The following is a 13,413-nucleotide window of genomic DNA, read 5'->3' as shown; positions in this document are numbered from 1 at the left end:
GACTTTCTTTATAGTCGGCTTTTCGTTCTGTTTAGAGTAAGAAGCTTAAAATACTGTTTCTTGTCGTCTGTATGCTGTCTTAGCTTTTGTCAGTTTTCGCTTCATGGGTTCCGGCAGATCAGCAAGTTTTCCGGTTTTCGCATGAATGTATACCAATCTTCCCCGGCCAGTCAGTACGATATCCCCTGCTTCCTTCACCCCCATATAATGGATGTCTACCGAGGAATTACCAACATGATTCGCTTTCACATATAACTTTATTTCATCATCAAAGAACATTTGCTGCAGGTAATTGCATTGCATGTCTGCAACAACGGGTATGTACGCTCTGCGCTCATTATTAACAAAAAGGCCAACAGATTTCAAAAATTCAATTCGTGCCTCCTCGAAATAAAGTGAAACTTCATTCAGTGGGGGTTTCCCTTTCTCCCTCACTGAATAGAGGAACAAAGGCTAAGTTCTCAGGCGTCTGAGTTGCAACGTCTTTGTGACCTGCTTCGTGCAGGCCCGAACAGAATCGGACCTTTGTCATGCAGTGGACCCCACTTATTTTTTCGTTCCACCTCAAATCTTGAAGTGGGGGTCTTACTGTGCGTTAAGGCCGGATAAATGAATGGTGAAACATTATTCACATGACCGTACGTATCCGTCTCTGAAAAGCGGACGCGAATTGGAATAAAAAAAGAAAATTCCTCCCGCCACTGGTCTAAATCGTCAATATAAGCTATTGATGATATGCACTTCACCTTTCCATTTCAAAAAGTCCCTGCCATATCCAGGCAGGGACAGGTTATAAAAGTTTTTTAATAAATCGTATTAAATGCGATCACTGCCGAAGAAGTTCTTAAATGCTTGAATGTTTGTTTCCCGGTTCATCGCAGCAATGGAAGTTGTTAATGGAATTCCTTTTGGACAGACCTGTACACAGTTTTGTGCGTTACTGCATCCAGAAATTCCTCCATCCTCCATTAAAGCCTCTAAGCGTTCACTCTTATTCATTTCCCCTGTTGGATGTGCATTATATAGACGTGGTAATGAGAGTGCAAATGGTCCAATGAAGTTTGATTTATCGTTCACATTCGGACAAGCTTCTACACATACACCACACGTCATACATTTGGACAGTTCATAAGCCCATTGCCGTTTTTTCTCCGGCATTCTCGGACCAGCTCCCAAATCGTATGTGCCGTCAATCGGAATCCAAGCCTTAATCCGCTTCAAGGCATCAAACATTTGCTCCCGATCCACAACCAAGTCACGTACAACTGGGAACGTACTCATTGGTGCAAGACGAATCGGCTGTTCCAACTGGTCAACCAGTGCAGCACAAGATTGACGGGCTGTCCCGTTAATCACCATAGAGCACGCTCCACACACTTCCTCCAGACAGTTCATATCCCATTGAACTGGTGTTGTTTGTTCACCTTTTGCATTAACAGGGTTTTGTCGTATTTCCATCAACCCGGAAATTACATTCATATTTTGTTTATAAGGAATCGTAAATGTTTCCTCATAAGGAGCAGAATCCGGGCTGTCTTGACGCGTTATGATAAACGTAACAGTTTTTTGTTCAGCCATGTCTATCCCTCTCTCCTCAGTGTTTTTTCGTGTAGTCACGTAGTCTAGGTTCAATTAAGGAAGTATCCACATCTTCATATGATATTTCCGGTGCGTTTTTCTCTTTGTTGAACGTAGCGATTGTTGTTTTTAACCATTCTTCGTCGTTACGATCTGGATAGTCCGGTTTATAATGTGCACCACGGCTTTCATTACGGTTATATGCTCCCAACGTAATCACACGTGCCAGGTGCAGCATGTTTTTCAATTGACGGGTAAACATGATGCCTTGGTTACTCCAACGGGAAGTATCATTGATGTTAATGTTCTCCCAGCGTTCCTGAAACTCCTGTAACTTTTCGTATGTTTGCATTAATTTATCATTATGACGTACTACCGTTACATTATCTGTCATAATTTCGCCTAATTCCTTATGAAGGCGGTAGGCATTCTCGTTACCATCCATCTTCATCATAGCTTCAAATTTTTCTTGTTCTTCTTTTTCCCGGTCATCAAATATTTTAGAAGATAGATCGGAAACATGCTTATCCAAACCATCAATATATTTAATAGCATTTGGACCTGTAACCATACCGCCATAAATAGCTGATAACAAGGAATTAGCACCTAAGCGGTTACCGCCATGCTGGGTATAATCACATTCGCCACAAGCAAATATTCCAGGTATGTTGGTCATTTGGTCATAATCAACCCACATGCCACCCATGGAATAGTGAACAGCAGGGAAAATTTTCATTGGAACTTTACGCGGGTCTTCCCCAACGAATTTTTCATAGATCTCAATAATTCCACCTAGTTTAACATCCAATTCTTTTGGATCTTTGTGCGACAGATCAAGGTAAACCATGTTTTCGCCATTGATACCAAGTTTTTGATTAACACATACATCAAAAATTTCACGAGTTGCGATATCCCGAGTAACCAAGTTTCCATATGCTGGGTATTTCTCTTCCAGGAAGTACCATGGCTCCCCATCTTTGTACGTCCAGATCCGGCCGCCTTCCCCACGTGCCGACTCACTCATAAGGCGCAGTTTATCATCACCAGGGATAGCGGTTGGATGAATTTGAATAAATTCTCCATTCGCATACTTAACACCTTGTTGATATAGTGTACTTGCTGCTGAACCGGTATTGATCATCGAATTCGTTGACTTACCAAAGATGATTCCCGGTCCACCGGTTGAAAATATTGTTGCATCGGAGGGGAATGATTTGATTTCATGTGTTTTGATGTCTTGGGCAACAATTCCTTTCCCAACACCTTCCTCATCAAGCACAGCACTAACAAATTCCCAACCCTCATACTTGGTAACTAAACCTTCTACTTCAAAACGTCTGACCTGCTCATCGAGTGCATATAATAATTGCTGCCCTGTAGTTGCCCCAGCATATGCTGTTCGGTGAACATCTGTACCACCAAACCGCCGGAAATCAAGCAAACCCTCTGGTGTCCGGTTAAACATAACTCCCATGCGATCCATTAAATTTATAATACCTGGTGCCGCTTCACACATTGCCTTAACTGGTGGCTGGTTTGCCAAAAAGTCACCACCGTAAACCGTATCATCAAAGTGTTTCCAAGGTGAATCCCCTTCACCTTTTGTATTTACAGCACCGTTAATACCGCCCTGGGCACATACAGAGTGAGAACGTTTTACAGGCACAATCGAAAACAGGTCTACATTCACACCTGCCTCAGCTGCTTTAATTGTTGCCATAAGGCCGGCAAGACCGCCACCGACAACAATAACTTTGCGATTACTCATAAAAATACGCACTCCCTTAGTAATGATCTTAAATTCCGTAAGCAAATGTTAATAATGAACGAACACCAATATAACTAATCGCTAAAAATACGATTAACGTTGCGTATGTAGCAATTTTTTGGGATCTTGGTGATTGGGTGAAGCCCCATGATACCAAGAAACTCCATAAACCATTAGCGAAATGGAATGTCGTTGAAATCAAGCCGACAATATAAACCCAGAACATGAACGGGTTTGACAAAATATCTTCCATCAAACTATAGTCCAATGATGCATTGCCAAGCCAAACTTGAATCCGTGTTTCCCATACATGCCAAGCCAGATAAATCAGTGTAATGACTCCCGACACGCGCTGTAAAAAGTACATCCAGTTACGAAAAAAGCCATATTTCGTATAATTGTTCTTAGACACAAACACAATATAGACCCCTAATATGGCATGAAACAAGATAGGCAGATAGATGATTACCACTTCCAGCACGATCAAAAATGGCAAGCTTTCCATGAACTCAGTTGCTTTATTAAAGCTCTCCTCCCCATACACAGCAAAGTAGTTCACCACTAAGTGTACAATTAGAAAAACACCAACTGGTATTACCCCTAACAGTGAATGAAGTCTGCGATATCCAAATTCGCGATGTTCCACTATGTATTACCCCCCTTAACGTATGTTATGTAAATGTGATCAGTTGTACGTTATTCGGACAGTGAAAACCGCTTTCCTCCCACTTCCTGAAAAATGTACAATTTGTGACACACTTATTGTACTTCTTACTACAATTAGCGTCAAGAAAACAGACTAGAATTTTTCATATACAAGATTCATCTTGGCAAAAGTCAGGTATTATTACGGAAATTTTAATGGAGTACTTGCACAACCAATCAATAAAATGGATAATAAATGTAGCTATCATTACTAGTCTACTACATACATAAAACAGCAGTTTTGTTTTGATTGATAGAAAGGATGACATCAATGGCTAGGGAACCGAAATTATTACCGTTATCACAACTGGACGAATTAACAAGTTCTGGTGCGGGATATGATGTGTTACGATACATGGGACTACCCGAGTTACTAGGGACACAAGCAGATACGTTATTGTATTATTTAGGGAAGAATCTGGCACGAAAGCTGGATATAACCTCCATGGAAGCTATTTATGATTCATTTGATAAGCTTGGCTGGGGCCGTCTAGAACTCATAAAGGAGAAGAGAAAAGAACTTGTTTTTCATTTAATGGCTGATTCTGTTGCCAATCGCATCAATGGCCCATTCCCGGCAGAATTCCGGATTGAATCGGGTTTCCTTGCTGAAGCACTTCAATATGTAAAAGGCGTTTCTTGTGAATGCGTCGAAGAAATACATAAGAAGATTTTTCAGGTTGAATTTACCGTTGTTTACACGGAAAATTAATGCAATTGGTTAAATCATTCCTCCATGAACGAAACCATGCAGTTTCATTGGACAAATCCTTAACCAACTATGGAGCATCGACCAGGAGAGACGGTCATCGGCCGAATTTGTGAAAACATCGACCCGGGGACCCACACATCGGTCGAATTCACGGAAACATCGACCCGGGGATCCACACATCGACCAAATTCATGGAAACATCGACCTGGGGACCCGCACATCGGCCGAATTCACGGAATCATCGAACCGGGGATCCACACATCGACCGAATTTGCGAAAACATCAACCCGGGAACCCGCACATCGAACAAATTCATGAAAACATCGACCAGGAACCCGCACATCGGCCGAATTCTCGAAAACATCGACCCGGGGATCCGGACATCGACCAAATTCTCGAAAACATCGACCCAGGGACGCGGTCATCAATCAAGAGTCCGGACAAGCACATAATAAGGGGGCATTTTTAAAATGCCCCCTTATTAAAAACCGCGCTAATCCACTGTTTCCGTTAAATGGATAAGGATTTGCTCCGCGATATTTTTAGGGATACCCAATTTAGTGATGTCGGTGACAGATGCTTTTTTCAGTTCTCCAACAGACTTAAAATGCGTCAGCAAGAGTTGTCTGCGTTTTTTCCCAACACCCGGTATTTTATCCAATTCCGATTGCACAAGATTTTTCCCCCGCAATTGCCGATGAAACGAAATTGCAAACCGGTGAACCTCATCTTGAATACGCTGCACAAGGTAAAACTCCTGCGATTGGCGGGACAATGGTACGACAGCTGGAGGTGTTCCATAAAGCAATTCACTTGTTTTATGCTTATCGTCTTTTACCAATCCACACAACGGGATATCCAATCCTAATTCGTTTTCAAGTACATCCAGTGCCACACTCATTTGTCCCTTTCCTCCATCTACAATGATTAAATCTGGCAATGGGAGCTGGTCTTTCAATACCCTCGAATACCTGCGACGGATAACTTCACGCATTGTCTCATAATCATCCGGACCTTCCACATGTTTTATTTTGTACTTTCGGTATTCTTTTTTGTTTGCCCGACCATCAATAAATACTACCATGGCGGAAACCGGATCGGTACCTTGAATATTTGAATTATCAAATGCTTCAATACGATGGGCTGTTTCTATATTCAACGCATCACCTAATTGTTCTACCGCTTTAATGGTACGTGCTTCGTCCCGCTCGATAATGGTAAATTTTTCCCGAAGCGCAATCGAGGCATTTTTTTCAGCTAATTCGACCAGTTCTTTCTTTCTCCCGCGTAATGGTACATGAACATCTAATTCCAACAGTTTCTGCAAGATTTCGTTATCGGTGCCGACTGGAACAAGTACTTGCTTCGGCTTTGGATGATGCTGATGCAAATAAAATCTCCCGATATAACTAATAAAGGTTTCTTCCGGTTCATCAAAAAACGGGAATAAAGCAACATCGCGTTCAATTAACTTTCCCTGCCTGACAAAAAAGACTTGGATACACATCCAGCCTTTATCATAGCTATACCCGAAAATATCACGGTTTGTCTGATCGTTCATGGTCATTTTTTGCTGTTCCATGACCGCTTCAATGTGGTGGATTTGATCACGCAATTCCATCGCTCGTTCAAAATTCAATTGGTCACTGGCGGTTGTCATTTTATTCTTTAAATCTGCCTTAATTTCCTTGTGCCCCCCATTTAAAAAAGAAGTAATCTGTTGAACAATTTGTTTATATTCACTTTCTGATGGAGGGGTCTCGGCACAAGCTAAACATTGTCCCATATGATAATACAAGCAAAAACGACCTGGTGGATTATTACACTTACGTAACGGGTATAACCGGTCCAGCAGTTTTTTGGTTTCTCTTGCTGCCAGTACATTTGGATACGGTCCGAAGTATTTTCCTTTATCCTTCTTAATTTTTCTCGTTACTAATAGGCGAGGATGCCGTTCATTCGTTATTTTTAAATATGGATATGTTTTATCATCCTTTAATAAAACATTATACTTTGGATCATATTTTTTGATTAAATTCATTTCTAAAATAAGTGCTTCTATTTCTGATGAGGTTACGATGTATTCAAAATTATCGATTTCCTGCACTAATCGCTGTGTTTTACGATCATTTGCCCCGGTAAAATACGATTTGACGCGATTCTTTAACGCCTTGGATTTGCCAACATAAATGACAGTTTGATGTTTATCCTTCATCAAATAGCAGCCTGGCAAGGCAGGAAGAACAGCTAATTTATCTTTAATAGTTTGGTTCATCATATATTCCCCTTATTGTAAAAGGTTGCTCTGTAAAATAGGTAAAGTTGCCCGCACGTGTTATCAAAAACATTGAAAACAAAAGACATCCCCTGTCACATCGTAACAAGGGATTTATCATAGTTATTATCATAACGAATCGTTTATGGATTAAGCGTGTTTATTAATGAGTTCAACCAACGCTTCTTTCGGTTGAAAACCAATTACTTGATCAACCACATTGCCATCTTTAAACAAAAGTAATGTTGGGATACTCATAACACCGAATTTGCCAGCTGTTTCTTGGTTTTCATCCACATCCAGCTTAACGATTTTAACCTTTTCGCTCATTTCTCCATCAATTTCCTCTAAAACCGGTGCAATCATTTTACAAGGTCCACACCACGGAGCCCAAAAATCGACTAAAACTAAGCCTTCTGCGGTTTCCTTTGTGAAATTCTGGTCTGTTACATGTGAAATCGCCATTATATTCCCTCCTAAATCTTACTTACCCTCTTTATAAGAGTATATCATCGTTAGATCCGCCTAGCTAATAGTTTGCTTACACAAGTGCAACCGTCCCTTCTGGTATAACCGTACCTTCTTTTCCGGCTAGCTAATAGTTTGCTTACACAAGTGCAACCTATTCATTACAGCTTATAACAGGAGGAGTCTGACCGTCAAACGATCAGACTCCTCCCTAAATCCCTAAAAGTCGGCGCGTTGATCTATACCGCTTCAGATATTCGTACTTCCTTTACGCTCCCACTTTCACCTTCTTTATTTCTTCGATCAGCATTGGAACAACTTCGAATATGTCGCCAACAATTCCGTAATCGGCCACATTGAAAATGTTTGCTTCTGGATCTTTGTTAATCGCAACGATAACTTTTGAATTGGACATACCAGCTAAATGCTGGATTGCCCCCGAAATTCCACAAGCAATGTACAGATCAGGTGTTACCACTTTACCCGTTTGGCCAATTTGTAATGAATAATCACAGTATTCAGCATCACAAGCACCTCGGGAAGCTCCGACTGCACCACCTAATAAATCAGCAAGCTCCTGTAATGGTTCAAACCCTTTTGCACTTTTAACCCCGCGTCCGCCAGAAACAATCACTTTTGCTTCCGATAGATCAACACCTTCTGAAGCTTTTCGAATAACTTCTTTAATAACGGTACGAAGATCTGCAATATCTACATCTTTTGCGGTGATTTCGCCACTGCGGGATTGGTCATAATCAAGTGCCGGGATATTATTCGGACGAATCGTCACAAACGTTACATCATCGGCGACAACTTTCTTTTCGAATGCCTTTCCGGAGTAAATTGGACGGATAAACACGACCTGATCGTCCCCTGTTTCAATATCAGTCGCATCCGAAATCAAACCTAGTTCCAATTTGCTGGCAAGTTTCGGTGTTAAATCTTTTCCGATTGCCGTATGTCCCATAACAATTCCGTCCGGGGATTCATCCTCGATCACAGCCAAGATCGCTTGCCCATGACCTTCCGGGGTGTATGTTTGTAATTTTTCATGTTTTACAGTAACAACGCGGTCGGCACCATAATAAATCATCTCATTTGCATGTGCTTCCAAATCATCGTCCCCACAAACAACACCGACAGTTTCCCCGTCTGGATTTATTTTTTTCGCAGCTGCGATCGCTTCAAATGTAACATTACGTAATGCTCCATCTCTTGTTTCACCAATAACTAAAAATTTATCGCTCATGATTTTTTCTCCTTTCTATGTTAAATTACAGTACTTTCGCCTCGTTTTTCAGCAATGATACAAGTTCTTGAACCTGGGCATCCAGTTCACCTTCCAGTACTTTACCAGCCTCTTTTTCTGGAGGTAAAAAGATATCGATTGTTTTTGTTTTTGGTTCTAATTCATCCTCATCCAGATCAAGATCGTCGATTTCCAATTCTTCAAGCGGCTTTTTCTTCGCTTTCATAATTCCTGGCAAGGATGGATAACGAGGATCATTTAACCCTTGCTGACACGTTACAAGTACAGGCAGGGAGGTTTCTACTTTCTCAACATCTCCCTCCACATCCTTATCGATGTATACCGTATCATCCTCAATTTTCAGACTAGTAATAGTCGTGACAAAGGAAATTCCCAACCGTTCGGCAAGGCGTGGTCCAACTTGACCGCTGGCTTCATCAATCGCTACATTACCTGCTAGAATCAAATCCGCATCCTTATCCTCAAAAAACGCTTCCAAAATTTTTGCAGTCGTAAATTGGTCTCCATCCTCCAAATCTTCTTCCGTATTAATTAACACCGCTTTGTCGGCGCCCATTGCAAGTGCTGTACGAAGCTGTTTTTCGGAATCCTCATCACCAATTGTGACAACGGTTACTTCACCGCCATGCGCGTCACGCTGATTAATTGCTTCCTCAACAGCGTATTCGTCGTACGGGTTAATGATATACTCTGCACCATCATCTTCAATATGTCCATTGGAAACGGCGATTTTTTCTTCTGTATCAAAGGTCTTTTTTAGTAATACATAAATATTCATCTGAAATCCTCCTTCATCTATTTATCTTGAAAACTAGGTTTACGTTTCTCGATAAAAGCTTGAATTCCTTCTCTGGCATCAGCAGAGCCAAAAATCTCACCAAATGCTTCTGCCTCCATTTTCATGCCATCGGTCAAGCTTTCAGTCGTAGAACGGGAAACTAACGTCATTACCCGGTTTATCGTTGGTTTGCTTTTGGCAGCAAGCTTTTCTGCTAGTTTCATAGCTTCGGCAACCACTGCATCATCTGAAACGGCATGATTCGCTAGACCACAAGCCTGGGCATCTTTTCCATTAATTGGTTCACCACTTAAAATCATTTCATAGGCCTTGGCTGTGCCAACATATCGTGGCAACCGCTGCGTCCCAGCAAAACCAGGTATAATCCCCAATGTTAACTCTGGCAATCCTAGTTTTGCATTCTCTGCTACAATCCGGATATGACATGCCATTGCAAGTTCAAGTCCTCCGCCTAATGCAGCACCATGGATGGCAGCAATGACGGGAACACGGAAATGTTCCAAACGCAAAAATAGCTCCTGACCTTTTTCCGACAAGGACCGATAATCCGAAGCCCCCTGCAATGAAGTAAACTCCTTAATATCAGCACCAGCAGAGAAAAACTTTCCTTCTCCTTTCAACACAACCGCCTTAATGGTTTCATCCTTTTCAATCTCGTCCAGCTTTTCAGAAAGGTCATTCAATAATGCGCTAGATAAAGCGTTTGCAGGCGGGCTTTGAATAGTTAGTACAGCAACATGATTTGCCACTTCACAGGCTAAAGTTCCCAATATTTACACACTCCCCTCCAAACATATAATAGCAGAAAATTGCGGAAGTAACTAGTGATAAGAACAAAGGCGCAAGCGCTCGGTTAGCAACGTACAAACTGGAGCACTTCGCAATGAGATAAAGGAAACACGGTGAGCTGGGGGCTACAGGATGTAGGTCAGTTCGGTGTTGCGACAGGACGTCGCGGTTTTAACCGAACTTCCCCTGAACCGATGTTGACTTGATCTGCGTGGAGAAGTGTGAAGTTTGCTAGTTGCTGGGCGCTGGAGCCGGACGAGGCCATCTTGATCAGTAAGTATCCGCAGTGTATAATTTTTATGACTTCTTGGATAACTAACAAGCACACATTGTCAGGACTTCTTTAATCCTTTTATTAATAAATCATGTACCTGTAAAGCTTGATCCACCAAATTATACTTTTGCTCTTTCATCACCCAATTTGTAACAATTTCATCCAAGGTACCGAAAATCATTTGTCGGACAACCGGAAGATTCAGGTCATCCCGAAAGATTTTCTCCTCGATTCCTTCCAGAATCAAATGATCAATAACGGCTAAGTATGGTTTAAGTACGTTATTAATCTTGATCCGCAAATCCTTGTTTGACTGGCGCAATTCCAGTTGTGTTACAATTGCCAGGTGATGATCCTTTGCCAGCTGACGAAAATGCATTTCGATTAATACCTGCAGTTTTTCACTGGCATTTTGTTTTTGATTGATACTTTTTATCGTTTGCTCCACAAACTGACCCATTTTTTCCTCGAATAAGGATACGAGAATATCTTCCTTATTCCTAAAATATAAATAAATGGTTCCATCGGCGACACCGGCTTTTTTGGCGATTTTAGAAACTTGTGAAGCGTGATAACCATTTTCCGCAATGACAACGACCGCTGCCTCAATGATTTGTTTGTATTTCGGTTTGTTCTTTTTCATGTCTGTCTCCTTAACGCTACCCATGGCATACATATCTATAAATGAATGAGTCATCATTCATTCTCTATTCTATCGAGTTACTGGTGTTCTGTCAATCAAAATTGATTGCAAATCCGAAAACACCTTACACCCTAAATGAACTAAACCGTTTCACTGTGCTGCGATTTTTCTTTTTCTTCATCCACTAATTTCCGTCTGAGGATTTTACCCACCGTCGTTTTGGGAAGCTCGTCACGGAATTCATACATACGCGGTACTTTGTATGCGGCTAAGCGTTTACGGCAAAAATGATTTAATTCTTTTTCATCAAGTTGGTACGTATCTTTTGGTACAACATATGCCTTGACCGTCTCCCCGCGATACGCATCAGGAACCCCGGCAACTACCGCTTCCTGTACTCCTTCGTGCTCATAAAGAACTTCTTCCACCTCACGTGGATAAATGTTGTATCCACCAGCAATAATCATATCTTTTTTACGGTCCACAATGTAAAAATAACCCTGTTCGTCCATATAGCCGATATCACCGGTTAATAGCCATCCATTTTTCAATACCTGCTCCGTCTCATCCGGTTTGTTCCAATAGCCCTTCATTACTTGTGGCCCTTTAACAGCCAATTCTCCAGTTTCGCCAATTTCTACCTCGTTTAAATCATTATCCAGGATTTTTGCATCGGTATCAGGCCATGGGATTCCAATACTCCCGTTCACCCGGTTTCCCCAAACAAAATTTGCGTGGGTAACAGGCGACGATTCCGTAAGTCCGTATCCTTCCACCAATTTACCAGCCGTAACTTCTTCAAAATTTTTCTGCACGTCCACTGGCAATGGAGCGGATCCGCTTATACAGGCTTTGATCGATGAGATATCATATTTATGCAGTTTTGGATGATTTAACAGACCGATATAAATGGTTGGTGCTCCCGGAAAGAGCGTCACTTTCTGTTTTTCAATGGTTTTCAGGGCTTCTTCCGGGTCAAATTTTGGCAATAGAACTAATTTCGACCCAAACATGATCGACAAATTCATAACAGCTGTCATGCCATATACATGGAAAAATGGCAAGATACCAAGAACCACCTCTTTACCTTGTTCTGCTTTATACATCCATGCTTGAGACATTTGTACGTTCGCAACCAAATTATAGTGGGTCAGCATTACTCCTTTAGGAAATCCGGTTGTCCCGCCCGTATATTGGATTAATGCCAAATCTTCTTTTGGATCCACATCTACCTCCGTGTAATTTTCGGTTGTGTGTTCCATGATCAGCTTCCAGATATGGGTGTGATCCGTTTGCTCCGGTTTGACAACGAGCTTATACTGCTTCTTTTGCAGAAACGGGTATACCGTATTTTTCGGGAACGGTAAATAATCACTCATTCCGGTCACAATGACATGTTGCAGCTCCGTCGAATTTCGCACATTCATGACAGTAGGGAACAGAATATCCATACAAACAATAATTTTAGCACCTGAATCGCGCAGTTGGTACTCCAATTCACGTTCCTTGTACAACGGATTTGTCTGGACAACCGTTGCCCCAGCCATTAATGCACCATAATAACTGATAACCGATTGTGGTGAGTTAGGCAGCATAACGGCCACACGATCTCCTTTTTCAATTCCTAATGCCTGCATATAACAGGCCATTTTCTTAGCTTCGGTATACAGTTCTTGGTAGGACAATTCTTTGCCCATGAAGTGAAGCGCTTTCTTTTTCGTGTAACGTTTTGCGCCCTCCATCAAAAAAGCTTGTAAGGGTTTTTCATCATAAGCGATGTGTGTAGGAATTTCGTTTGGATAATGCTTATACCAGCGTTTTTCTTCCCCCATCTAATCTCCTCCTCCGCATAAATTGTATACGATAACATACATGTCTGCCACTGTATGTAACAAAAGAAGCAAGCGCAAAAATCCATTTGATGGCCATCGTATACCGCACATGTAACCCATTTCGTCTTGTTAGATTTTCGCGCCTATTTCTATTATACGTTTAATTGGTAATCTTTTAAATATATTTGTTTAAATTTAGGGGAAATATCTTACTAAATCAAATAAGCAATTCCTACGATAACAAAAACAATCGCAACGACAATTAATACTTTAGCTAAAGTCTCCACGTTTATTCTCCCT

General features: G+C 41.4%; 12 protein-coding genes. 1 reads left to right on the top strand and 11 read right to left on the bottom strand.

The genetic code is table 11. The features are described 5' to 3' along the window. Nucleotides 1–45: 45 nt before the first annotated feature. The 4 genes from WMZ97_RS09415 to WMZ97_RS09395 all read right to left on the bottom strand — a co-directional run bounded on the left by WMZ97_RS09415 (nucleotide 46) and on the right by WMZ97_RS09395 (nucleotide 3,995). A complete protein-coding gene (locus tag WMZ97_RS09415; RefSeq protein WP_343271867.1) occupies nucleotides 46–435 on the bottom strand; it encodes an acyl-CoA thioesterase in 390 nt (129 codons plus the stop codon). Between the two features lie 381 nt (nucleotides 436–816). Further along, nucleotides 817–1,578 carry a succinate dehydrogenase iron-sulfur subunit gene (gene sdhB, locus WMZ97_RS09405; protein ID WP_343271828.1) on the bottom strand — a complete coding sequence of 254 codons (762 nt, stop codon included), beginning with the start codon at nucleotides 1,576–1,578 and terminating at the stop codon, nucleotides 817–819. A gap of 16 nt (nucleotides 1,579–1,594) precedes the next feature. Beyond that, nucleotides 1,595–3,346 (bottom strand): succinate dehydrogenase flavoprotein subunit, encoded by a 1,752-nt coding sequence (sdhA, locus tag WMZ97_RS09400; RefSeq protein ID WP_343271827.1) that lies wholly within the window; start codon nucleotides 3,344–3,346, stop codon nucleotides 1,595–1,597. Between the two features lie 28 nt (nucleotides 3,347–3,374). Next, a complete protein-coding gene (locus tag WMZ97_RS09395; RefSeq protein ID WP_343271866.1) occupies nucleotides 3,375–3,995 on the bottom strand; it encodes a succinate dehydrogenase cytochrome b558 subunit in 621 nt (206 codons plus the stop codon). Between the two features lie 327 nt (nucleotides 3,996–4,322). On the opposite strand from WMZ97_RS09395, the gene WMZ97_RS09390 reads away from it, so the two are divergent. After that, the gene (locus WMZ97_RS09390; RefSeq protein WP_343271826.1) at nucleotides 4,323–4,763 is read left to right on the top strand and encodes a DUF2507 domain-containing protein; all 441 of its coding nucleotides are present in this window, start codon (nucleotides 4,323–4,325) and stop codon (nucleotides 4,761–4,763) included. A gap of 493 nt (nucleotides 4,764–5,256) precedes the next feature. Here the strand turns inward: WMZ97_RS09390 and uvrC are convergent, their stop codons facing one another. The 7 genes from uvrC to WMZ97_RS09355 form a co-directional block, all read right to left on the bottom strand. Then, nucleotides 5,257–7,038 carry an excinuclease ABC subunit UvrC gene (gene uvrC, locus WMZ97_RS09385; protein ID WP_343271865.1) on the bottom strand — a complete coding sequence of 594 codons (1,782 nt, stop codon included), beginning with the start codon at nucleotides 7,036–7,038 and terminating at the stop codon, nucleotides 5,257–5,259. A 150-nt stretch (nucleotides 7,039–7,188) separates the two neighbouring features. Beyond that, nucleotides 7,189–7,503 carry a thioredoxin gene (gene trxA, locus WMZ97_RS09380; protein WP_343271825.1) on the bottom strand — a complete coding sequence of 105 codons (315 nt, stop codon included), beginning with the start codon at nucleotides 7,501–7,503 and terminating at the stop codon, nucleotides 7,189–7,191. Nucleotides 7,504–7,774: 271 nt separating this feature from the next. Beyond that, the gene (locus WMZ97_RS09375) at nucleotides 7,775–8,755 is read right to left on the bottom strand and encodes an electron transfer flavoprotein subunit alpha/FixB family protein (protein WP_343271824.1); all 981 of its coding nucleotides are present in this window, start codon (nucleotides 8,753–8,755) and stop codon (nucleotides 7,775–7,777) included. Between the two features lie 25 nt (nucleotides 8,756–8,780). Beyond that, the gene (locus WMZ97_RS09370; RefSeq protein ID WP_343271823.1) at nucleotides 8,781–9,554 is read right to left on the bottom strand and encodes an electron transfer flavoprotein subunit beta/FixA family protein; all 774 of its coding nucleotides are present in this window, start codon (nucleotides 9,552–9,554) and stop codon (nucleotides 8,781–8,783) included. A gap of 17 nt (nucleotides 9,555–9,571) precedes the next feature. Then, entirely contained in the window at nucleotides 9,572–10,345 is a 774-nt protein-coding gene (locus WMZ97_RS09365) for an enoyl-CoA hydratase (protein ID WP_343271822.1), read from the bottom strand. A gap of 351 nt (nucleotides 10,346–10,696) precedes the next feature. Continuing rightward, the gene (locus tag WMZ97_RS09360; RefSeq protein WP_343271821.1) at nucleotides 10,697–11,281 is read right to left on the bottom strand and encodes a TetR/AcrR family transcriptional regulator; all 585 of its coding nucleotides are present in this window, start codon (nucleotides 11,279–11,281) and stop codon (nucleotides 10,697–10,699) included. A gap of 140 nt (nucleotides 11,282–11,421) precedes the next feature. After that, the gene (locus WMZ97_RS09355) at nucleotides 11,422–13,113 is read right to left on the bottom strand and encodes a long-chain-fatty-acid--CoA ligase (RefSeq protein WP_343271820.1); all 1,692 of its coding nucleotides are present in this window, start codon (nucleotides 13,111–13,113) and stop codon (nucleotides 11,422–11,424) included. Nucleotides 13,114–13,413 lie beyond the last annotated feature (300 nt).

The organism is Lentibacillus songyuanensis (assembly GCF_039548255.1).
GTDB lineage: Bacteria > Bacillota > Bacilli > Bacillales > Amphibacillaceae > Lentibacillus_C > Lentibacillus_C songyuanensis.
The sequence above is the reverse complement of the archived record's forward strand: the minus strand, read 5'-3'. Positions and strand labels throughout refer to the sequence as shown.

Bases quoted from the DNA above. Each gene is read 5' to 3' on its own strand.
- sdhB (WP_343271828.1), bottom strand. From the start codon at position 1,578: ATGGCTGAACAAAAAACTGTTACGTTTATCATAACGCGTCAAGACAGC.
- sdhA (WP_343271827.1), bottom strand. From the start codon at position 3,346: ATGAGTAATCGCAAAGTTATTGTTGTCGGTGGCGGTCTTGCCGGCCTT.
- WMZ97_RS09390 (WP_343271826.1), top strand. From the start codon at position 4,323: ATGGCTAGGGAACCGAAATTATTACCGTTATCACAACTGGACGAATTA.
- uvrC (WP_343271865.1), bottom strand. From the start codon at position 7,038: ATGAACCAAACTATTAAAGATAAATTAGCTGTTCTTCCTGCCTTGCCA.
- trxA (WP_343271825.1), bottom strand. From the start codon at position 7,503: ATGGCGATTTCACATGTAACAGACCAGAATTTCACAAAGGAAACCGCA.
- WMZ97_RS09375 (WP_343271824.1), bottom strand. From the start codon at position 8,755: ATGAGCGATAAATTTTTAGTTATTGGTGAAACAAGAGATGGAGCATTA.
- WMZ97_RS09370 (WP_343271823.1), bottom strand. From the start codon at position 9,554: ATGAATATTTATGTATTACTAAAAAAGACCTTTGATACAGAAGAAAAA.
- WMZ97_RS09360 (WP_343271821.1), bottom strand. From the start codon at position 11,281: ATGAAAAAGAACAAACCGAAATACAAACAAATCATTGAGGCAGCGGTC.
- WMZ97_RS09355 (WP_343271820.1), bottom strand. From the start codon at position 13,113: ATGGGGGAAGAAAAACGCTGGTATAAGCATTATCCAAACGAAATTCCT.